Source organism: Paenibacillus sp. FSL R7-0272, assembly GCF_037969905.1.
Taxonomy (GTDB): Bacteria; Bacillota; Bacilli; order Paenibacillales; family Paenibacillaceae; genus Paenibacillus; species Paenibacillus polysaccharolyticus.
In genome coordinates this window covers 1,758,401-1,777,940 of record NZ_CP150221.1, presented here as the reverse complement: position 1 = coordinate 1,777,940, position 19,540 = coordinate 1,758,401, and the positions used below count along the sequence as shown (strand labels likewise).

Here is a 19,540-nt window from a genome sequence, read left to right as displayed (position 1 = left end):
CCGATGGTAGCACAAAAACGAAGCCATTAGCCAGTGCAGTTAAGTGGTGCAGTTGACATTACAGCTGTCTGTGTGGATGCATGTTTATATTTTCGCAAATCTGGTTGACACTACTATGAGGCCGAATTATAATAAGTTTACAACATATGAGTGATTGCTCATATGTTCATATAAATAGGAGTGAACCGTATTACAAAAATGATCAGCAACACACCCACAAGTAACACGTAACGCTATATGATCACGCAACATACATAACAGAGGATCGTTCCAAAGGAGAGGATTACAATGTCAGGACAACAACATGGGCACAATCATACCCACGATCATGGACACAATCACGCGCACGGCACGAATAATAAAAAAGTACTGCTCTTTTCCTTCATTATCATTACCTTCTACATGATCGTAGAAGCCTTCGGAGGATTCATTACGAACAGTCTTGCACTCATCTCCGATGCAGGTCATATGCTCTCGGACTCTATCGCGCTCGGTATTGCTTTGCTCGCGTTCACATATGGAGCCAAAGCCGTCAATACGGGGAAAACCTACGGTTACAGACGTTTCGAGATTTTGGCTGCTACACTGAACGGCGTGACGTTAATTGCCATTGCGCTTTATATTTTCTACGAGGCTATTGGCCGCTTTATCCACCCGCCCGAAGTGGCAACGATGGGCATGCTGATCATCAGTACAATCGGATTGCTCGTGAACATTCTGGTTGCCTGGATTATGATGCGTGGCAGCGATACCGAGGGCAACCTGAACATGCGCGGGGCTTATCTGCACGTAATCAGTGACATGCTGGGGTCTATCGGTGCGATTGCTGCTGCCCTGCTCATGATGTTCTTCGGCTGGGGCTGGGCAGATCCACTCGCAAGTGTCATTGTTGCGGTGCTGGTATTACGCAGTGGATTCTATGTCACCAAATCTTCCTTGCACATTCTTATGGAAGGCACACCCGCAAACGTCGATGTGAACGATTTGGTGCAGACGATTCAACAGGTGGACGGTGTCAAAGGTGTACACGATGTTCACGTCTGGTCGATCACCAGCAACCTGAACGCACTGACTGCCCACATCGTGGTAGATGGAACAATGGATGTATATGCGTCCGAGGTGCTTGTACAGAAGATCGAACATCTGCTGGAACACAAAGAGATCAAACATGTCACCTTGCAGGTTGAGTCTGAAAAGCATCTTCACGATACCTCCGTCCTCTGCACCGTCAAAGGTGACGCACCCGATGCACATGCGCATCACCATCATTAATGTGTTGCAGGTTAGCGGATACTCCCTTTTATTGGGATAAGGCAAAACAGGACGGTTCCCGTTAAGGGATCGCCCTGTTTTTTGCTGTTTATACTGCAATGAATTCCAGAAACTCCAGTCGATTCCCGAAGGGATCATTCAGATAAAAACGCCGTACTCCCTCGTCTGATCTTGCTTCATCATCTAATACTTCGATACCGTGCTTGTGCAGGTGTTCACGCAGCTGCTCCAGGTTTTGGACATGAAAGGCCGGATGGGCTTTGGAAGCAGGTACGAAATCATGTTGCACACCGATATGAACCTGATGGACGCCGCATTGAAACCACACACCACCGCGTTTCTGTAGCTGTTCCGGCTTAGGAATTTCTGTCCATCCAAGAATTTGATTAAAAAAATCTCTAGCTTCCTTCTCACAACCTTCAGGAGCAGCCAACTGCACATGATCAATGCCATTGAAATGATAGGTCATTTGATTCATCCCCTTATTAAGTTTCACTTAATGAAACTATGTTTTGTTTTATAATCCCATTTTATAGGTTGAATAAAATTACGTCTAGGTTTCAACACATTTTACCTGTAGTGCATGAGCTTTCGCGCTTCCATCGTCAGACCAAATGAAACGAGCCGATCTTTCATCGCTCGGTATACATCAGGGTCATCGAACCCTTGTGCCTGACTGTCCCGGATTAAACTAAACAGACCCACCTGATCTGCGCTCGATATGTAGGATTTTAATTGCTCCTTTTGATCGTATGGAATTTCTTTCTCATGCCACGGATGAGGCTCCGCTCTCTTACAATCACTCACTAAATCTTTCCCCAGCGCAACGCCAAGGCCATCTAGTGTGTCGATAATGACTTCACCACGTCTGATCTGCCGTGCTTCCTGAATGTATGAGTATCCGTCGGAGATGGGCTGAAGATCAAATCGCTGCATAGCCAAGTTCCGAACCTTGTTTTTTTCAAGATCCCAGCGTTTCCCGTCAAAGTATTCACTTTCGCGCGCATCATCCTCTTGCTCCATGACATAGTTCAGGTACTGTTGTTTCGATTCAAATTCATTTAGAAGCAATCCCCCATAGCCTGAAAAGACAAGAGTAAAAAATTCTCGGATATTGCTGGCCACAATCCTCGCATAGTTACCAGAATCCATTGGGTCTACACGAATTACAGATGCTAAACTCAGATCAGAAGCATATCCAAAGTCCGTCAAAAATGAATAATGAATGCCGTCCATGCCTGTATTGGCAAACACGATCGCATCCGCAGGAGAACTCCAGTAACCCCCGTGATCATAAGGATCGAATTGTAGAAAATAACCCGTCGGTGTCTCCAGATAAGATACTTCATGCTTGATTTCCTGCTCCCAATCCATGATGTCTTGCAACAATTCAGGAATCTTATAATTGCTCGTCATTACACTTCCTCCTCCGTAATACATCATTGATTCACCAGCATTGACTGTTTGTATTGTTGAACGGAACGATGTTCATTTTCATTGTATCCTTACTCAACTAAAACGCTAACGATCACCAGAAGCCTTATTTAGTCTGTTTCGCTGCTTTTTATTTTCTAACGATCCGCAGAGACGTTATTTAGCTGATTTTGCGTCAATACAGTATATTTTTTATGTTTCTGGATGAAATAAGCTCCTGGAGATCGTTAGAGTTTGGACACCCTCATATCAGAGTAAATAAGCTTCGTGGGGATCGTTAGAATTCTGACACTCTCATTTCAGAGCTGGAGTACTACTTAAGTCGTAGCGACACCCGGTAAACGTGCCTATAGATTCTTTTCATGAAGTATTAATTAAAATGACAAGAGCCCTGGCTTTAAGCCAAGGCCCTCTTCTTATAAGCTGATAAACATTTCCACGATCCCTTTTATTTCAACAGTACTCCAGCCACAGAAATCCGATCATCGACCAGTACGTTCAGGAACAATCACTCATCTTCCGACGAGCTTTGCAACGTAAAATAAAATTTTACGCCATTCGGCGTATTTGCTACACCATAGGACTGCTGATGCAGTTGTACAATCTCCTTCACGATAGATAACCCCAGCCCGGTTCCACCAGCCTGACGACTGCGCGCATCTTCCTCGCGGTAGAATCGATCCCATATTCGTGTCAGCTCATGCTCTGCAATGGAAGGCCCTTCATTTTCTACAACAATACACACTTGTTCATGCTCACGATCATGCTGGATATCTATCCGTATGCTACTTCCTTCATTCCCGTTGCGAATCGCATTACTCACATAATTCAGCAGAACCTGCTGCATCTTCTCTGCATCGGCCCAGACATGTACATCGCGGTCACCCTGCACCTCGAACTTCATCTGCTTTGCCTTGGCGAGTTGTCTCATCTTCTCCACACATTCAGCTACAAGTTGATCCGCCGTAAACGATTCCATACGTAGCTTCACCGCGCCAGCCTCCAGCCTAGTCAACTCCAGCATATCGAGCACCAGCTTTTCCATCCGATCGGCTTCTCGCAAAATGGTACGAATATAACGCTCACGTTTATTTTCCGCGATCTGATCCAGAAGTCCTTCCGCATATCCCTTCACCACACTGATGGGTGTCTTTAATTCATGCGAAGCATCCGACACAAAACGTTTCTGCAACTGCTCCATCCGGCTTTTATATTCCATCTCCAGCACCAGTTTCTCGTTCGTGAGTTGAAGCTCCTTCAGCGTACGATCCAGATTGGAAGAAAGACTGACGAGACTTTCGGACAGACTACCCAGCTCATCCTTACTCTGAATCGGGGCCATGGCCGTGAAATCCAGCTTTGCCATGCGAGCCGCATCACGATTTAATTGTAGCAGCGGACGTGAAACGATTTTGGAGAAGAAAAAGGACAGAACGACCATCAGCAGTAGCCCCCCGGCAATACTGAAAAAGGCGTAATACACCTCCAGCGCGCCAAATGCCTCCCCAAGCTGCGTCAAGGGCGTTAGAGCAAACAGATACTCCACGACCTTACCATCACGAACAATCGGTTGCACAAACACCAGATTATGTACACCGCTCACAGGTTCCTTCCATTCGGTATGAAATGCTTCTCCCCGATCCAACTGCTCCCGCTCTGCTTCCGGCAAAGGAAACCACACGCGTAGCGCAGCCGCCATAATACCTTCCCTGTTATTCCACTGACCCGGCGCAGGCAACAATACCGAGTTTACGGTGCCACTAATCTCAATGACGCCTTCCCGATCGGCGTTGTGAGGAAGCACCCCAACCGCGGGTGACCCCTCTTTACGAATGACATAAGGTGAGAACAGAGCGCGTCCCTGCTCCATGTAATAAGCACCTTGCACCGTCACGCGATCACCAGACTGCAAACCATACGAAGTTAAAGCCGAGATATCCGGGAAAAAGGAAACTGCGATTGGCAACAATTGTCCTGCATCCGTATCCAGTTGGATTCGAAACGGGTTATCGTGACGCACCTCACCTTCTTTGCTTAGAATGGCCATTTGCACGTGATTTTGTGTAATGAAACTGCCCATCACCATGGGTGTTTTCTCCGCAGGCCATTTCTGCTGGGTGTAATCCGAAGCGAAGGAGGTCAGTTTTTTACCCAAATCACTGGCTCGCTCATGCTGATAGAATCGTTCAAAGAACCAGAAATGTCCTGCCACAACCGTTGCAAAGAAGACGATATAAAATACAAGATTGGCAGCAAAAAGCTTAAATACGATCCCTCTCGTTTTCACGATTCAACCTCAAACTTGTACCCGATGCGAAACACCGTACGAATATATCCGGCATCTTCACCTAATTTTTTACGCAGATTTTTGATATGAGTATCCACCACGCGAGGGTCGCCAAAATAGTCTACACCCCACACTTGATTTAACAAATGTTCACGCGTCAAAGGGAAATTTCGATGCCTGAGCAGGTGCAGCAACACATCATATTCCTTATAAGACAGTTCAACGGGTTGACCGTCTGACTCCACTACTCGTTTTCTCTCATATACCTTTATGTTGCCAAAAGAGATGATCGGATCTTCCTGTCCCACCGTATTATCCACACGTTTCATTAATGTCTCCGCGCGGGCAACCAGCACACGCGGGCTGAACGGTTTCGTCACATAATCGTCGGCACCTAGCTCAAAACCCAGCAGCTTATTCTCTTCTTCCGATTTTGCGGTAAGGATAATGATGGGCACGGTAGACTGAGATCGAATCTGCCGGCACACATTCCAGCCACTCACTTTGGGAATCATCAGATCTACAATCACCAAGTCTGGAGGACAGGCATTGAACAGTTCAAGTGCTTCTTCCCCGTTAGCTGCTTCAATAACTTGCCAAGCGGATTGCGTGAAGTAATCCGTGACCAGCTCACGAATGGATTCTTCATCTTCTATTAATAAAACGGAACGTCTCACAATTTTCCTCCTAAACACACATGAATCACACAACTGTTATGTATTATATCAACAATGATAATCATTTTCATTAAAAACGAAAAGGGGATGAACGTAATCCGGCATGTTTCTTTCATTTCATAATTCATCTCGTGCTTCTGCCGTACGAAAACATCTAGGTCTGTCGAAGCCCATCTGGATCGGCCTGACATTACTTATCCTGCTTGTTGCGGGCGCATATCTGGCCATGATCTTTCATCTGCAACCCAGTCGCAAGGAACCGATCCTGTTCAACTGGTTCGCCTGGACGGACAACGAATCCCTGATTCGCTCGGTAACCACGATTAGACTGCCCCGAATTCTCGCTGCGGTACTTGTTGGTGCCGGACTCGGTATTGCGGGATGTCTGCTTCAGTCTTTAACATCGAATGATCTGGCAGACCCGGAGGTTATGGGCATTAATCAGGGGGCCAATATGATGATTGCTGCACTGATGGTGCTGATGCAATTCCAAACATTCCGTTTTTTCACCGTAACAGCTTCCATGTTGGGAACAGCACTCAGCGGCATCCTCATTTATGTGCTCAGTGTACGGAGCCGCTTCAGTTCAAGCAGTGTAGTGCTCACGGGACTGGTGAACAGTCTGTTTTTCAGTTCAATGACCACCACGCTGATCATATTCCATGATACCGATCTGTATCAACTGCTGCGCTGGATGGCTGGTGATCTGTCGGGCATGTCCTGGGAAGATGTCATGTTCTCGCTAGTTACTCTCGTTCCCGTTAGTATCCTTTGTTGCTTGTTTGCATCCCAGTTAAATGTATTGTCTATGGGGGAGGATACAGCGATATCTGTTGGACAACGGTTAACCATCGTACGGAGCGGAATCATGGTAGCCATTATTGTGCTCGTTGGCGCAGCAACGGCGGTATGCGGCCCCATCGGGTTCATTGGCTTAATGGCAGTACATATTATTCGGACGTTAACAGGTATCGATTATCGGGCGATTGTACCACTTGCTGCGCTGACAGGCAGTGTGCTTCTCGTGTATGCCGATCTGATCGGACGCCTGCTTTTCTATCCATTGGAAGCACCGGTTGGACTTATTACTGCGTTTATTGGAGCACCGTTCTTCATCGTGCTCATGCGCATGCGCGGGAGGAAACGTTCATGACACGTTTAAAGAATCCGTCCTCTCGATCCAAATGGAGCTTCGCTGCATTGATGACCGCAGTCTTATTCTTGATAGCGCTGGTATTCATCCTGTCGCTTCGTTTCGGGGCAACCCCCGTTACGTTCCGTGAAATCATCGACCAGTTTCAAGCGCAATCCGGCACGATTGTTGAGCTTCGGTTGCCTCGTGTTCTCTGCGCCATGCTTGTAGGCATTGCTGCATCTGTCGCAGGTGCCATCCTGCAAACCGTCCTCCGTAATCCTCTGGCTTCACCCGATGTCATCGGGGCAACAGCAGGTGGCGGACTGGTGACCGTAGTCATTATTTTACTTGCGCCATTAACGCCCGCAATCTGGCTGCCTTTCTATTCGATGGCAGGTTCGGCAACGGCAAGTCTGATCATTTTCCTGCTCGCTTATCGTCGTCAGGGCACGTCCATGATCCGTCTCGCCCTTGTTGGTATCGCGGTTAGTTCTGCATTACAAGCCATTATCAAAATGCTTATCGTTAAATATGCCATGAGTTCCAGTCAGGCACTGGTCTGGCTTAAAGGCAGCTTATATGCACGTAGCTTGCAGCATGTAGAGATGTTATGGCCGTGGACGGCAGCAGGATTGTTAGCCGCCATGTTGCTCGTAAGGTACTTAAATGTTTTGAAGCTGGATGAATCCGTGCTGGTGTCCTTAGGCACCCGGGTTCGCATGGTGCGAACGGTACTACTCATTGTGGCTCTCGCTTTATCCGCAAGCTCAGCCAGTATATCGGGGAATCTCAGCTTTGTTGGACTTATTATTCCGCATCTGTCCCATAAGCTGGTTGGAGAGAACTTCATCCGTTCCCTCCCATTTACCGCGGCGCTCGGCGCGCTACTTGTCATGCTGGGCGATATGATTGGGCGCATTCTGATCCCTCCAATGGAGATTCCCGTTGGCATCATTACATCGTTAATCGGCGCGCCCTATTTTGTATACCTGATCATCAAGCAAGGACAGAAAAAATAATTTTCAATAGGGAGGGTTCATTCCCAATGAAACGAACATCACTATTTATGGTAATTATATTAACTCTTGTGCTGGTTCTCACCGCATGTGGCGGAGGAACGGCTGGCAACACCGCTGGTGTTACATCGGACAAGGAGTCAGCGGCTTCTGCTAATGGCACGAGTAAAACGGATAGTGGTAATGCGTCCATTTCCTCCACTGCAACATCATCTTCAGACCAAGGTTCAAATGAAGCCAATACAACAACGGCTCCTTCAATTACCTCTAATTCAGACGGTTCATTTGTTGTAAAGAACGCCTGGGGAGAAACCAAACTCCCTGCCTCGCCCAAAAAAATCGTTACCCTGCATTTCTCCTTCACGGATGAACTCGTCTCCCTAGGTGTAACGCCAACAGGGATTGCGGGCTCTTATAAAGCGGAAGTGCTTGGTTATCTGAAAGATCAGGTGAAGGACTATACTTTTGTTGGAAATCACCAGCAGCCTAATCTGGAAGTCATCTCTTCCCTCAAGCCCGATCTGATTATCGCCAATGCCGATGTGCACGGAGCCATACGTGAGGATCTGGAGAAAATTGCACCGACCATCGCGCTCTATACCAATGGTTACGGAGACATGGAGCAAAACTTTGCTATGCTGGGAACCTTGCTTGGCAAAGAAAAAGAACATGATCAGGTCATGAATGAACTGAACCAGAACATTGAACAGACCCACGCACAAATCCAGGGCAAACCTAAAGTTATCGTCGTGAAAGCACTGGAGAAAAACTTCTACATCTGGATGAAAACCTCATATATCGCAACACTGCTGGAGAAAATCGGTGCGGAATACAGCTTCGATGAGAACAAGTCCAGTCAGCAACAGACGCCAGGCAAGATTGACGTAGCCGATGTAGATCTGGAAACCCTTGTACAGGAAAACCCGGACTATCTGGTCATCTATGGGGCGAAGGCTGACCTGGATAAATGGATGAATAACAGCACCTTCCAATCGATTAAAGCGGTGAAAGATAAACATGTGCTCGTTGTTAATGATGAAATATGGGCACTGGGTAAGGGGCCTCTGTCGGGTGAAGAAATTCTAAAAGAGGCTATTCCATTCTTCACAAAATAATATGGTTTTCCTTAATGCAAAAGTAAAGCCAACCTTCCAAGCGAAGGTTGGCTTTATGTTATATACCGTTTCCACAAATTCCACGCTTCGAGATACTCTGGCAAGTCCTGCGGATGATGTTTGTTACTTAGCCCGATCCGGCAGTATAGATGAACCAGTGCTTCTTCCATCAATCTGAACTTATCCATAGTCACCTGCTCAAGATGACCGAATACATCCCATAACAATATCGGGTCGAGGTCATCGGGGGAGGAACAAAAAGCATAGAGAAAATCATAGAGAACCGGGCCGACCATCGGAGATGGGTCAATGACCCCAATCAGTTCCTTTTGCTCAAACACAATATTATGAACACCCGCATCCCCGTGCAAAAGAAATCTCTCCGACTCATCCTCATGAAACAGACGATTCACTGTTGATTGAACCAGATTGTAGTCTTCCGCTGTAAGCACATCACCAAGATTCTCTCTCGCCTCATCAATACTAATCTGATTGAATCCCCTCCATGTCTCGCGTGGATACCCCATTCTTCCCCATAGCCTTGTATCCGGCAAACGTACATATGTATTCAACAGCTCTTTCACCAGCCGGGTTAACCATTCTTTCTTCGCTCCCCGATGGTTATGAGTCACACCTTCCATAAAGCTGTATGCAAAATAAGTGTTGTCCGAACTCGTAAAAAGAACCTTTGGCAACAGCATCACTTCACTGTATGTATTCAGAAACTGACATGTAACACGAATGTCCTCAGGATCATCCCATTTCAAAATGTACCGGTCGCCCGAGCTCGCAAGTAGCCTGAACACCCGCCCCGCCGTCGTTCCTGACAGCTGCTTTACTTCCACGATGTGTTCGTGAATGCTATGCTTTTGCAAGAGCTCGTTGATCTCCTTGGTGCTTGGGTTGCTGTTCGTCATATCTTTCTCCTGTTTTATCTAATCTTTGCAAGCAACTTCTCTTTCTTCTGGTCGAATTCATACTCCGAGATGATATTTTTGTCCTTTAAATCCCCCAATTGTAACAGCTGTTCATGGACATTAACTACGGGTTTCTTTAATTTATTGACCTTTACAAGCACAAAAATCGAATAAGGTATGGCAAAAAACATAGATAAAAATGCCCATCCTACTGCAGCCGCCTCGTCTACGGGTCCCAAAACAAAAATGAAAAATAACGTCAATGTAAATACTACAACTGCAATGATGGATAATGCCTTCAACTTCATTCCCCCCTAAATGTTATGTACTTTTTTATCATCCTCAAATGGACTATCTGCACTGGTTACTTCCTGTATAATGACAATCGGATCAGAGATCAAACCAAGCTCCTCATCCTTTGGATAAGTTACCGCAATGGTAGGCTCCGGCCCTGCAAATGCCATCATGGACTCCATATCCTCCCACATGGTGCACAGGAAAAAGTGTGCGTAGTCTCCTTGCTCCACAACTTTCAGATACGCTCCGCGATTTCCCTTAACAGCGAGTGTATCTTTCACACCTGTTTCAACCTCATATTCCAGAAAAGCTTCCTTGTTCTCCAGCGGTACCGCTCCATGCCATGTTCTTGCGATCATCCCATCACTCCCCTTATACACTGAACATTTACTCATTCAAATTGTCAATAATCCAATGCACTGCCTCCAAAATATCTGCTGCAATATAATCCGGCTCCGTCTGAGCCCATTTATCTCTGAACTTCGTTAATGAGGATTCGCCCCAGCCTGTTCTCACCATGACCTTAGTCGCGCCTACAGCATGCGCAGCAAGCATGTCTGTCTCGCCTACGTCTCCGATTACGATGCACTTGGTCAAATCCAAATTGTACTGCTCCGCGGCCTGAAGTAACATGCCGGGTTTAGGCTTTCGGCAGCCGCATTCTTCTTCATGTGAGCAAATGTAGGCCTGATCGAATCCGTATTCCTGAAACTGCTGTTCAAACTCCTGAACCGTTGCCTGTCCGCGTGAAATTCGGTGTTGATTGGTGAGTGCAAAAACCTTCATTCCGTTTTGCTTTAAGAGCGTAATCGCTTCCTGTGCATTCGGATATAACTCAAAGTCTCTCGGATGAATAAAATGTCCTGTACCTCCGATTGTGCCATCTCTGTCAATAAAAACAGCCTGAACGTTTGGAATTGCAGTCATAAGGTTTGTTCACTCCCGATTTAAGTTATTGTATTAATCGCTATTCACTAACTTAAAGGTCCCACCGCTTCACACAGCGATTACACTTTTTCATCGATAATATGTTGACTGTCCTGGCCCTTCGTATGTTGAAGCCCTCTGACTTCTGCGCGCAGATTACGTACTTCCTTCATCAGTAGATCAAGTTTCCTTGATGTTTTGGACGAATCCACAGCATAACGTACAACCGCTGCAACAATGAGCACGCTAATAATACATACAAAAGCGGCAATCAACGCTGTAAATAACTCCATAGTCGTGTACATCTCCTTGGTGTCTATGAACTTATGTGCCTGACAAAACATAATTCAATTCATATCATTAATAAATATTCAATTTAATTGTAACATTTTTCAACTCCACCCGTTGTCTTAAATGAAGGAGGATGAAATCTGAAATGAGGAGTGATTTATATGCCCAACTATTCAAACAGTACCAGTCCTCCCTGCATCTCTATCTATACCGAATGTGTGGATCACAAGAAATGGCTGAGGAGTTAGTTCAAGAGACATTTTACAGAGCTATGGTATCGATGAAAGCGAAACATGCGGACTATGCCCGAGCCTGGTTATACAAAGTAGCCAGACATTTATTTATCGATTGGTACCGAAAACATCGCGGTGAAATGGAAATGAGCCGGGAACTGGAGAAACAAAGTGTAGAGAATACATATCGTACTCCTGAGGAAGTGCTCGCTGCTCGTGAACGGATAAAACTCATTCAACAGGTCATGAAAAAACTGCCTGAACAATATCGGACTGTGCTGCTGCTTCGCGAGATGAATGAGCTGTCTTACAAAGAACTTTGCGAGGTTTTGGATATGAATATGAACCAAGTCAAAGTTACTCTGTTTCGTGCCAGAGCACGATTTAAAGAAGAGATGTTACAGATGAAAGGAGAGAATGAATGATGTCCAAGCCAACGGAACCAGATGATCTGCATGTACTCCATGCAGATGATTTCGAACCTCAACGCCCGGAATGGAGTCATAAGCAATTTAGACGAATGGTATGGAAAACACGTTGGAAAATTTTCCTGAACGCAGGTGGAGTTCTATTTTTAATATTTATACTCTATCATGTCTATCTCACGGCTCTGCATATGTATTTCGATCAATCCAAGGTGCGGAACGAGTTGATGCGTTCTATTATTTCGGTGGTGGAGATGCATGGTGACGGACTGCGCGTCGAAAAAAGTCCTCATCAGACAATTGAAGTAACTCCCTTTCTAACACAGAAGGCTAATCTGAAAGTATATCGCCTCGTTGGTTCATCCGAAGTGATCACTGGTGAGGTTCAAGCCGAACGAAGTATTACCGGTAAATTCAGTTACAAGATGAATAGCACAGGTGCTTATTTAAATGGTAACGAACCCGGTCCATTTTACCTTCCGTATGACTTGGTTGACGGCCAACCTTCCCATGAGGACACGGAGGAAAACAGCAGTTCCAAGCGGCTTCGTAAAATAGATGACGGACATGTCGCCGAGATATCGATCTCATTGAAAAATCTAAAATCGCCTGAGCAACTTATGCAGCTGCTCTCTAAGTATGATGTCCGAGTAACAGCGATGCCGATCTATTCAGGAGAAATGCAAGAAAAAAATCTTTCCTATTCGAGAGCAGGAATGTTTGACTATAATGTTCCTCATCTGACGCTTAAACCGCTCTATGAAATGGAAGACGGCGGAGGTCGATGGTTTAATTATTTTCCTAGAGAAGTTGAAGATCAGAACCAGGCACAGTCAGAAGGAACGATGCAGGAACAAATCCAAGCCATGATGTCTGATCTGGAATGGATGACCAGCAACCTGAGTTATAACGGTGTTGATTGGGATCAGCGACGACTTGCCTATCTGAAAAAGAATGGCGTACAAGTATATGGAGCTGTTGTAACAGGTCCCGTACGTGAATTGCAGAAGATTACCGAGAATCCGGAATTCCGGCATGTGCATCTGAACCGGGTAGAAATATGGAATTGGGATTAAGCATACATGACCCATTGAAATAGAGATCATGCCTTGGTGTGAACAGGCATGATCTCTATTTTTACATACAAGAGTTACTGATAATGCAAACGAATCTAGAAAGGTACCCCCTCACTCGGTCTCGGCAACAATATCTGTACAACGTACAATCAATTCAGGCATAGGTTCTCCATCCAAAAGAACATGCAGTTCGTACCCGTTATCGATCCGGTACAGCTCCTGGTACAGCCAGTGACTGCCCACAACCTCACCTTCTTGCTTAAGAATTTCAGGTGCAATCAACGTGAGTTTGTTCATTTCAGTGAAGCCTCCCCGGTTGTCAAAACGAATAACCAGATCGACTACGTGCAATAGTTCGGTCACCTCGCAATCGTGAAATTGTACCTGGTTGCGAACATCATCCGCAATAATCTGGTTCAACATCGCTTCCCTGTATTCTTGTCCGATACGTTCCATCTCTTGGGTATTCTCTGCACTCTTTTTCTTAAGCTGCTGCATAACTTCGCTCGTGCAATATCCCAGTGCAAACACACGGATGTCAGCAATCTGGTTCAAGATGTCCGCGGGTAATTTCTCCGCATGGTATTGGTAGTTCCACTCCATCGCTTCTTTATACTTGTCTTTACATTGCTTCACATCAAAAGCAGGACGGACATCATACTCCGCAATCAGCTTCTCGATATGCGCTCGCTCTTCCGGCGGCATGTGATACACCATCTGATCTTCCGCCGTGATCTCTTCCCCGCTAAAAGCTTTGTCTGCACGGGTCATCACTTGACCATCACTCTCCAGCATGAAACGTGGATCGGTATCGTATATCTCACGCTCTTGCTTTACATGTTCTTTTTCCTTCCGTTTGTACAGTCTCTGGAAAAGAGCCTCATCCAGCGACCCCGCGCCTTTATGTACTCTCAACCCAAAATGAAGCCCTGTTTGCTGGCACGTATCGTACCACTCTTTTGTTAAGTGTTTCATAGGCATCGCTCCTGTTTGTAGAGTTTTTTAATCTGTGATGCGAATTTGGCAGCGCCGGGAATGCGTGTGCGTTTGAAAAAGGTGGTTAGTTGTTTCGGATGATTCTTCACCAGATCATACTCAATAATGGTGTTTGCGATAACCGATCTCGTAAATCCCAACACCTCTACCACTTCGGACCGATCCCCTGCATCCAGTTCTTCTCCATCAGCAAATTCTCCGTCCGGATCATCATCTAAGTGCTCACTGAACGCTAACCTGGCTACCACATAAGACATAATCTCGTCCTTGTCCTCGGCAATCTGTTCCATAATCCACTGCACACATTCTTCTTCGGTCGGAGCAGGGCCGTTAAAGCCCTCCAGAACATATTTGCGCTCTCTAAAAGAATCCATCAACATAGATGACTCATAACTAGCATGTTCCACAAATTTCACCATAGGTTTAAGCTGAACAAGTTCAGCCGTGACCTGTTTGTACCAATCGCTCGTTAGAAATTGCTCTATTGTTTTCATGGCTACTCCTCCAGATTCTCCCGCCTCAGCGTCCCCTTACATTCACAGACATGCCGGTCTACACCCAGGATTGAAAAAATTTATGTTTGATTTCTTTGTCATTCCGCGCGGCCCATTCACGGACTGCTTCTACACCTGCGGTTTCTTGATCTCCCTTAAAATAAAAGCATAAATCCATTGGCACAATCCGTTTGCCATAGCGTTTAAACCCGATTCGTCTGTAGTTCATATAAATACACTCAATCTGAGATGCATCGTATTTCTGTAATTTGGTAGAGATGATATGATCACTTTCCAGCGTAATGCTAGGTCTGGTGAACAGCAAACACCAGATTAGAAAGATGATATAACCTAGAATAAAGACGAAAAAAAATAAAGCGATGTATTTCATAACACCATTTTCACCGTAAAAAACATTTCTAGAAAATAAAACTACAATCATTAGCATACAAATTAATTGCAGTACAGCTCTTGGATAAATCGTCTTGAATGTAATGAGTTATTCCCCCTTTTTTGGTTAGGTTATATTTAGTTGCACTTTATTAAACGTTTGGTGCCAAGTCTTCTAACTGTAACAGCTCAAGCTTGCTCGCAGGTATGCTTGCATGTAAATCTCCATTCATGATATCCATCGCTTCCCATTCAACAAACACAACAAAGTTGTCTGTGAGTTTAGAGTATTCAGGCCAGTTGGTCGTTACATTTAGCTCGTAAGCAACCTCCTGCCACAAGTGCTTGCCTTCTTCAAACCAATCTCCTCTGCTACGCCAATATATAATCAAAGTTCGAAGCCTCTGGATCAGATCATGATTCTCAAGCTCTTGTTGATCATTCAGTGGATGGTCGCCTGAACTCCAGAGTCCGTAATAATAATACTCATCATGCTCATCTTTTTCTTCTATCTGTTCCTCTCTTACCTCATTCCAACCTGGGTTGAACATCGGCGAGTACACTGCATGAACTTCATCATGCAAGTAGATGGATAAGAAACAATAGGAACTTTCCGATGGAGAGTCACAGAGCGTATCTATGGTTTGCTTCACCGCCAACATGAGTTCCTTTTTCACCGTTTCCCGCAATGTCTGAACTTCTGCGTCTGCCATTCTGACATAGATCACACCTTGCTTTCCATCTAACACTCGCAGCAGTATACCGTGGTCATCATATTCGAAATACGTTCGAACAAGATGCTCGTAATATTCATTATTTTCATATTGCGGCTGGTAGACTTGCACAAGCAGGTCGCCCTCGTAAATATATTCCTCAACGTTAATTTTATTAAACCGAGAAAGATATTCTACGGATCGATAGATATGCTCGCCCTGCAACCAATATTCCTTAACTCCATCCAATGTGCCCTCAACATATGTTCTTGTCGTTATCAGATCATCTTTATATGTAACATACGTATAGCCGTCAATGAGATCGTCACAAGCCAATATCAACAAGCTGCCTTGATCATCAAACTCATAATAGGTGTCTGTCTCTTCGTTCGAAAGTTCTCCAAGGATTTGTCCCTCACGTTCAAACCAAAAGGGCATAATGTCATACCTCTTACTTGTTGTATACTCTCTTCTATGTACCTTTGCCTCAGCTTCTTGTTTGTAAAACAGATAATTATCTATTGCGTCCTGATTAAGCTTCTCATAATATTGTTCATTAATCATATTTCTCACACCTCTCTATTGATGCGTATTAATCTGCAACCCATTTCCTCATGTATCTCTCGAAGCGCGCCTTCCGATACCTTTTCTTCACCTCCTGTCCTTCACGTTTCCCTGGAACTAAAAATCCTCCAACACCTTCGACTTATCCCCGTAAACCTTATCCAGATGCTCTTCCCCCCAGTAACACAGAAGATCCAGCGCAGGCTTAAGTCCCAATCCATATGCTGTCAGCTCATACTCCACTCGCGGAGGAACCTCGGAGTATACCTTACGCTGCACAATCTCATCTTTTTCCAGCGCTCTCAGCTGTGTGGTCAGCATTTTCTGCGTAATCTCGGGGATTAACCGCTTCAGCTCCGACGTTCTTTTGCACCCTGTAAACAAATGATAAATAATGAGCGGCTTCCACTTGCCACCCATCACTTCCAGCGCTGCTTCAACGCCAACTCTATATTTCTTGGGAGCCCCGTTATTTGTCTTGCCTTGTTCCATCTTGATCTTCCCTCCGATATCTTTCTGAGCCTCATGTCGGTACATTTAAGTTTCACGTTCAAATTTCATGCTCCTAGGGTACTTTCATCTCCCTATAGAACAATAAAGTGCGTACTTCCAGATGTTTTCAACTCTGTTTATAATAGCATCAGCAGAGGAGCTATGGCTACCGAACCAAGCTCCAGAAAGGTTGTGATTGATAATGAACGTCTTAGTAGTGGTATCTCATTCGCGCAAAGATTCCCTGACCTTTCAGGTCACCGATCGTTTCGTTCAAGGTCTGACAGAAGCAGGTCATCAAGCTGAAATCGTGGATTTGCACGAGATTGGTTTTGATCCGATCCTGCGAGCAGAAGATGAACCGGACTATACGCAAGATAACCAGCGATTCTCCCCTCAGATTGAAACGGAAATTACACGGCTCAAGAAACACGATGCAATTGCTTTTGTTTTCCCTCTGTGGTGGTGGCATCTGCCAGCGATGCTGAAAGGGTATATTGACCGCGTCATGAACAACAGTTTTGCCTATGGTGCGAACAAGCTGCATCATGAGCAGATTTTGTGGATCGCTCTCTCCGGTGTGACGGAAGAACAGATGAATAAACGCAACTACGGTGACTCGATTCAAAACCTGCTCAATGTCGGCATTGCCGATTACTGTGGCGTGACTAATTCAAAGGTTGAGTTTCTGTACAATACCGTAGAAGCACCGCCGGAGCATTATGAGGAACTGCTGAATCAGGCGTATGAGTTGGGACTGAACTATGTTAGCGCTTCTGCCGAACAGTCAGTAACATAAATGGTTTAATGGTTAGGGTACATCTGTGGCTTTCACGATATAAAATAAACATCTCACATTCCGCTCCGCCTTTGGTAAAATAAATCCCCTGTTTCCGCTTTTCAAGAGCGGTTATGGTAAGTAAAACATTCCGGCATTACACATCAAAAAGGGCCGCTCAACTGAGCGACCCTTCCTGTGTTTTGTGCTATTTTACGATACTAACGTTGTTTGACCAGTTTGGGTATATTCGTTACACACGAATCTCCAGCTCTATTTCATCGTTGCCAGCAAGAATCTCTCCAGCATGCTAATATCCGTAATGCTCCCGTTGCACGCCTTATCATCCATACACACATACTGACCAACGGACGCAAAGTTGTCCGCCGACTGTGCCTTGGTCTTCACGTTGTAGAATCCAAGTTCCTGATGGCGATGACAGAACATACAGTATCCCTTCTTGTTCGTGGGCGTACTTCGTCCCTCGATCCCGAGGAACTTGCCTTCGTGTGGGTACACGATGAACAAACGGCTTGTCGCAATATCGATCCATCTCAGGTACGTGGTGTGTATATAATCGATGGATTCCAGATAAGGAAGTTTGAGCTTCTTCGCCTTTGGAAACAACTTCTGAATCTGCTTGGCTGTAACCTGTGGGTATGGAATCAGATAGTCTTCAAGCTGATTCAGATAGAGTTGCACGTCATGCGGCGTCGCATACGTGGATAACTGCTCCAACAGCTGCTTCTGTTCCAGCGTCAGATCCTCGAAGATGCCTACGGCATTCGTACTGACGGTGTAGCGGACCGTATCCAATACTTTGGGGTCCACGACCGAGCGCAGCGTTTTTAACAAAAATTCGGCTTGTTTATAAATATAGTTATATTGATGATTATGAATAAATGGTGTTTGCATGGCCTTCAGCCCCTTATTTATAGTGGTCAAGCAAATAAGGTGCAAAGCCTGCGGGTTGAACCATGATATTAATGTTGCTTATCCAGGGCACACGATCTCATGTTGTCGCGCCCTACACAAAGTCCGCCCCTATTCAGGCTTTGCGTAAGGCTTTCTAGCGAACGAGCAATCCGGCATCATCCATATTGCCACGTCATAACCCCCAATGCAGTCGATATACGGGAATTATAGCAGGAATGGGGGGAGATGGGCAATGCGGTTTATGTTCACTGATTCAGCTCGAAATTGTCTAATTCAGAATAAATTTACTTTAATAAGTATGTCCAAACCTAACAATCCGTTAATATTATGGTACTTAAATGAAGTGAATTCTATAGGCACGTCTTTTAAAATAAACCCATCTACCCGCATGCCATCAATCCGTTTACTAAAAACATGCTCTTTTCCTCCTATGCCATAACTCGTTACAATTTCGTTTTCCAAACCAAACCTGATTCTATATCGTCCACTTCAAAATATTAACGCGTAGCGTGTTGAATTGGATGTATAAATGTACAAAAAAATAGCTGTCGAGACTTTCTCGACAGCCTGAAGAAAGAATTTCTTCTCTCTTTCCATTTAGTAAGACAACCAACCATACGTACGATAATCATGAGGTATTGGACGATAAAATTCTTCATAAAGCATGTTCTGTTTGAATTGTTTGCGAAAGCTTCTTTGAGTGAGTCTTCGAATGGACTTAACCTCGTTATTATAATAATACTTGGTTTTTCTGTGGTTTCGATACTCATTTAATTTTTTCATTCTAGGATCGAAATCTCTTTTAATTCTCTTCGATGTACCCAGATCCTTGTCTAGCTGTTGCATTTCCCATGCTTGCATTTCGTCGTTATCTTTGAACAATAACATCCCCGGCACGTACTTTAGATTTACCTAAAATAAGGTATGAGCAGTAACGTACCTAGAGGTCTACAACATATGGAGGTATCAAAACTATAACCTCACTTCCATCATGGATTGGTACTATCTTATAACAAATTAATCAGATTGAAAATATTTACATCATAAAGAAGCTGCCTCCCTGGCCTTCCCCAGT

The 19,540-nt window shown here is 45.0% G+C and carries 22 protein-coding genes; 7 read left to right on the top strand and 15 right to left on the bottom strand.

The annotated features are described in order from the left end of the window. Window positions 1-288 precede the first annotated feature (288 nt). Window positions 289-1,272 carry a cation diffusion facilitator family transporter gene (locus MKY23_RS07855; RefSeq protein WP_154958357.1) on the top strand — a complete coding sequence of 328 codons (984 nt, stop codon included), beginning with the start codon at window positions 289-291 and terminating at the stop codon, window positions 1,270-1,272. Between the two features lie 88 nt (window positions 1,273-1,360). On the opposite strand, the gene MKY23_RS07850 is transcribed toward MKY23_RS07855, so the two are convergent. The 4 genes from MKY23_RS07850 to MKY23_RS07835 all read right to left on the bottom strand — a co-directional run bounded on the left by MKY23_RS07850 (window position 1,361) and on the right by MKY23_RS07835 (window position 5,670). Continuing rightward, the gene (locus MKY23_RS07850) at window positions 1,361-1,741 is read right to left on the bottom strand and encodes a VOC family protein (protein WP_154958358.1); all 381 of its coding nucleotides are present in this window, start codon (window positions 1,739-1,741) and stop codon (window positions 1,361-1,363) included. 101 nt (window positions 1,742-1,842) lie between these two features. Next, entirely contained in the window at window positions 1,843-2,688 is an 846-nt protein-coding gene (locus MKY23_RS07845) for a hypothetical protein (protein WP_154958359.1), read from the bottom strand. Window positions 2,689-3,214: 526 nt separating this feature from the next. After that, entirely contained in the window at window positions 3,215-4,993 is a 1,779-nt protein-coding gene (locus tag MKY23_RS07840; protein ID WP_221787006.1) for a HAMP domain-containing sensor histidine kinase, read from the bottom strand. After that, window positions 4,990-5,670, bottom strand: a complete 681-nt coding sequence (locus MKY23_RS07835; protein WP_221787007.1) for a response regulator transcription factor — start codon at window positions 5,668-5,670, stop codon at window positions 4,990-4,992. The genes MKY23_RS07840 and MKY23_RS07835 overlap by 4 nt, the downstream gene beginning before the upstream one ends. 103 nt (window positions 5,671-5,773) lie before the next feature. Here MKY23_RS07835 and MKY23_RS07830 point away from each other — a divergent pair, with 103 nt between their 5' ends. Genes MKY23_RS07830 through MKY23_RS07820 form a run of 3 tightly spaced genes read left to right on the top strand, consistent with a single transcriptional unit; the run spans window position 5,774 to window position 8,936 of the window. Beyond that, a complete protein-coding gene (locus tag MKY23_RS07830; RefSeq protein ID WP_221787009.1) occupies window positions 5,774-6,823 on the top strand; it encodes an iron ABC transporter permease in 1,050 nt (349 codons plus the stop codon). Continuing rightward, a complete protein-coding gene (locus MKY23_RS07825; protein WP_339836978.1) occupies window positions 6,820-7,824 on the top strand; it encodes an iron ABC transporter permease in 1,005 nt (334 codons plus the stop codon). The genes MKY23_RS07830 and MKY23_RS07825 overlap by 4 nt, the downstream gene beginning before the upstream one ends. Before the next feature lie 26 nt (window positions 7,825-7,850). Next, complete coding sequence (locus tag MKY23_RS07820) at window positions 7,851-8,936, top strand: iron-siderophore ABC transporter substrate-binding protein (protein ID WP_221787012.1); 1,086 nt, start codon at window positions 7,851-7,853, stop codon at window positions 8,934-8,936. 53 nt (window positions 8,937-8,989) lie between these two features. Here MKY23_RS07820 and MKY23_RS07815 read toward each other — a convergent pair whose 3' ends face one another. The 5 genes from MKY23_RS07815 to MKY23_RS07795 all read right to left on the bottom strand — a co-directional run bounded on the left by MKY23_RS07815 (window position 8,990) and on the right by MKY23_RS07795 (window position 11,370). Next, window positions 8,990-9,853: a phosphotransferase gene (locus MKY23_RS07815; RefSeq protein WP_221787014.1), complete on the bottom strand. Its 864-nt coding sequence runs from the start codon at window positions 9,851-9,853 to the stop codon at window positions 8,990-8,992. 14 nt (window positions 9,854-9,867) lie between these two features. Further along, window positions 9,868-10,155, bottom strand: a complete 288-nt coding sequence (locus tag MKY23_RS07810; protein WP_186809575.1) for an SHOCT domain-containing protein — start codon at window positions 10,153-10,155, stop codon at window positions 9,868-9,870. A gap of 12 nt (window positions 10,156-10,167) precedes the next feature. Then, a complete protein-coding gene (locus tag MKY23_RS07805) occupies window positions 10,168-10,509 on the bottom strand; it encodes a hypothetical protein (RefSeq protein ID WP_090921967.1) in 342 nt (113 codons plus the stop codon). A gap of 28 nt (window positions 10,510-10,537) precedes the next feature. Continuing rightward, the gene (locus MKY23_RS07800; RefSeq protein ID WP_339836971.1) at window positions 10,538-11,077 is read right to left on the bottom strand and encodes an HAD-IIIA family hydrolase; all 540 of its coding nucleotides are present in this window, start codon (window positions 11,075-11,077) and stop codon (window positions 10,538-10,540) included. A gap of 80 nt (window positions 11,078-11,157) precedes the next feature. Continuing rightward, window positions 11,158-11,370, bottom strand: a complete 213-nt coding sequence (locus MKY23_RS07795) for a hypothetical protein (protein ID WP_221787017.1) — start codon at window positions 11,368-11,370, stop codon at window positions 11,158-11,160. Window positions 11,371-11,513: 143 nt separating this feature from the next. On the opposite strand from MKY23_RS07795, the gene MKY23_RS07790 reads away from it, so the two are divergent. Beyond that, window positions 11,514-12,026 carry a sigma-70 family RNA polymerase sigma factor gene (locus MKY23_RS07790; RefSeq protein WP_221787018.1) on the top strand — a complete coding sequence of 171 codons (513 nt, stop codon included), beginning with the start codon at window positions 11,514-11,516 and terminating at the stop codon, window positions 12,024-12,026. Next, on the top strand, window positions 12,023-13,102 hold the full coding sequence (locus MKY23_RS07785) for an anti sigma factor C-terminal domain-containing protein (protein WP_221787019.1): 1,080 nt from the start codon (window positions 12,023-12,025) through the stop codon (window positions 13,100-13,102). Before MKY23_RS07790 ends, MKY23_RS07785 begins: the two co-directional genes overlap by 4 nt. A gap of 111 nt (window positions 13,103-13,213) precedes the next feature. On the opposite strand, the gene MKY23_RS07780 is transcribed toward MKY23_RS07785, so the two are convergent. From MKY23_RS07780 to MKY23_RS07760, 5 genes are all read right to left on the bottom strand, one after another. Next, window positions 13,214-14,077 (bottom strand): DUF4085 family protein, encoded by an 864-nt coding sequence (locus tag MKY23_RS07780; protein WP_221787020.1) that lies wholly within the window; start codon window positions 14,075-14,077, stop codon window positions 13,214-13,216. Then, window positions 14,074-14,592 (bottom strand): hypothetical protein, encoded by a 519-nt coding sequence (locus MKY23_RS07775; RefSeq protein ID WP_339836963.1) that lies wholly within the window; start codon window positions 14,590-14,592, stop codon window positions 14,074-14,076. The genes MKY23_RS07780 and MKY23_RS07775 overlap by 4 nt, the downstream gene beginning before the upstream one ends. 58 nt (window positions 14,593-14,650) lie before the next feature. Next, a complete protein-coding gene (locus tag MKY23_RS07770) occupies window positions 14,651-14,983 on the bottom strand; it encodes a hypothetical protein (RefSeq protein WP_339836958.1) in 333 nt (110 codons plus the stop codon). Window positions 14,984-15,134: 151 nt separating this feature from the next. After that, the gene (locus MKY23_RS07765) at window positions 15,135-16,259 is read right to left on the bottom strand and encodes a hypothetical protein (RefSeq protein WP_339836955.1); all 1,125 of its coding nucleotides are present in this window, start codon (window positions 16,257-16,259) and stop codon (window positions 15,135-15,137) included. A 117-nt stretch (window positions 16,260-16,376) separates the two neighbouring features. Next, the gene (locus tag MKY23_RS07760) at window positions 16,377-16,751 is read right to left on the bottom strand and encodes a helix-turn-helix domain-containing protein (protein WP_090922282.1); all 375 of its coding nucleotides are present in this window, start codon (window positions 16,749-16,751) and stop codon (window positions 16,377-16,379) included. A 202-nt stretch (window positions 16,752-16,953) separates the two neighbouring features. Between MKY23_RS07760 and MKY23_RS07755 the strand changes: the two genes are divergently transcribed. Next, the gene (locus MKY23_RS07755) at window positions 16,954-17,550 is read left to right on the top strand and encodes an NAD(P)H oxidoreductase (protein WP_339836951.1); all 597 of its coding nucleotides are present in this window, start codon (window positions 16,954-16,956) and stop codon (window positions 17,548-17,550) included. Window positions 17,551-17,802: 252 nt separating this feature from the next. Here the strand turns inward: MKY23_RS07755 and MKY23_RS07750 are convergent, their stop codons facing one another. Continuing rightward, window positions 17,803-18,444 carry a FusB/FusC family EF-G-binding protein gene (locus MKY23_RS07750; protein WP_339836948.1) on the bottom strand — a complete coding sequence of 214 codons (642 nt, stop codon included), beginning with the start codon at window positions 18,442-18,444 and terminating at the stop codon, window positions 17,803-17,805. Between the last annotated feature and the right edge of the window lie 1,096 nt (window positions 18,445-19,540).

Coding starts and splice junctions, on each gene's coding strand:
- MKY23_RS07855 (WP_154958357.1), top strand. CDS start 289: ATGTCAGGACAACAACATGGGCACAATCATACCCACGATCATGGACAC.
- MKY23_RS07850 (WP_154958358.1), bottom strand. CDS start 1,741: ATGACCTATCATTTCAATGGCATTGATCATGTGCAGTTGGCTGCTCCT.
- MKY23_RS07845 (WP_154958359.1), bottom strand. CDS start 2,688: ATGACGAGCAATTATAAGATTCCTGAATTGTTGCAAGACATCATGGAT.
- MKY23_RS07830 (WP_221787009.1), top strand. CDS start 5,774: ATGTTTCTTTCATTTCATAATTCATCTCGTGCTTCTGCCGTACGAAAA.
- MKY23_RS07825 (WP_339836978.1), top strand. CDS start 6,820: ATGACACGTTTAAAGAATCCGTCCTCTCGATCCAAATGGAGCTTCGCT.
- MKY23_RS07820 (WP_221787012.1), top strand. CDS start 7,851: ATGAAACGAACATCACTATTTATGGTAATTATATTAACTCTTGTGCTG.
- MKY23_RS07815 (WP_221787014.1), bottom strand. CDS start 9,853: ATGACGAACAGCAACCCAAGCACCAAGGAGATCAACGAGCTCTTGCAA.
- MKY23_RS07805 (WP_090921967.1), bottom strand. CDS start 10,509: ATGATCGCAAGAACATGGCATGGAGCGGTACCGCTGGAGAACAAGGAA.
- MKY23_RS07800 (WP_339836971.1), bottom strand. CDS start 11,077: ATGACTGCAATTCCAAACGTTCAGGCTGTTTTTATTGACAGAGATGGC.
- MKY23_RS07795 (WP_221787017.1), bottom strand. CDS start 11,370: ATGGAGTTATTTACAGCGTTGATTGCCGCTTTTGTATGTATTATTAGC.
- MKY23_RS07790 (WP_221787018.1), top strand. CDS start 11,514: ATGAGGAGTGATTTATATGCCCAACTATTCAAACAGTACCAGTCCTCC.
- MKY23_RS07785 (WP_221787019.1), top strand. CDS start 12,023: ATGATGTCCAAGCCAACGGAACCAGATGATCTGCATGTACTCCATGCA.
- MKY23_RS07780 (WP_221787020.1), bottom strand. CDS start 14,077: ATGAAACACTTAACAAAAGAGTGGTACGATACGTGCCAGCAAACAGGG.
- MKY23_RS07775 (WP_339836963.1), bottom strand. CDS start 14,592: ATGAAAACAATAGAGCAATTTCTAACGAGCGATTGGTACAAACAGGTC.
- MKY23_RS07770 (WP_339836958.1), bottom strand. CDS start 14,983: ATGAAATACATCGCTTTATTTTTTTTCGTCTTTATTCTAGGTTATATC.
- MKY23_RS07765 (WP_339836955.1), bottom strand. CDS start 16,259: ATGATTAATGAACAATATTATGAGAAGCTTAATCAGGACGCAATAGAT.
- MKY23_RS07760 (WP_090922282.1), bottom strand. CDS start 16,751: ATGGAACAAGGCAAGACAAATAACGGGGCTCCCAAGAAATATAGAGTT.
- MKY23_RS07755 (WP_339836951.1), top strand. CDS start 16,954: ATGAACGTCTTAGTAGTGGTATCTCATTCGCGCAAAGATTCCCTGACC.
- MKY23_RS07750 (WP_339836948.1), bottom strand. CDS start 18,444: ATGCAAACACCATTTATTCATAATCATCAATATAACTATATTTATAAA.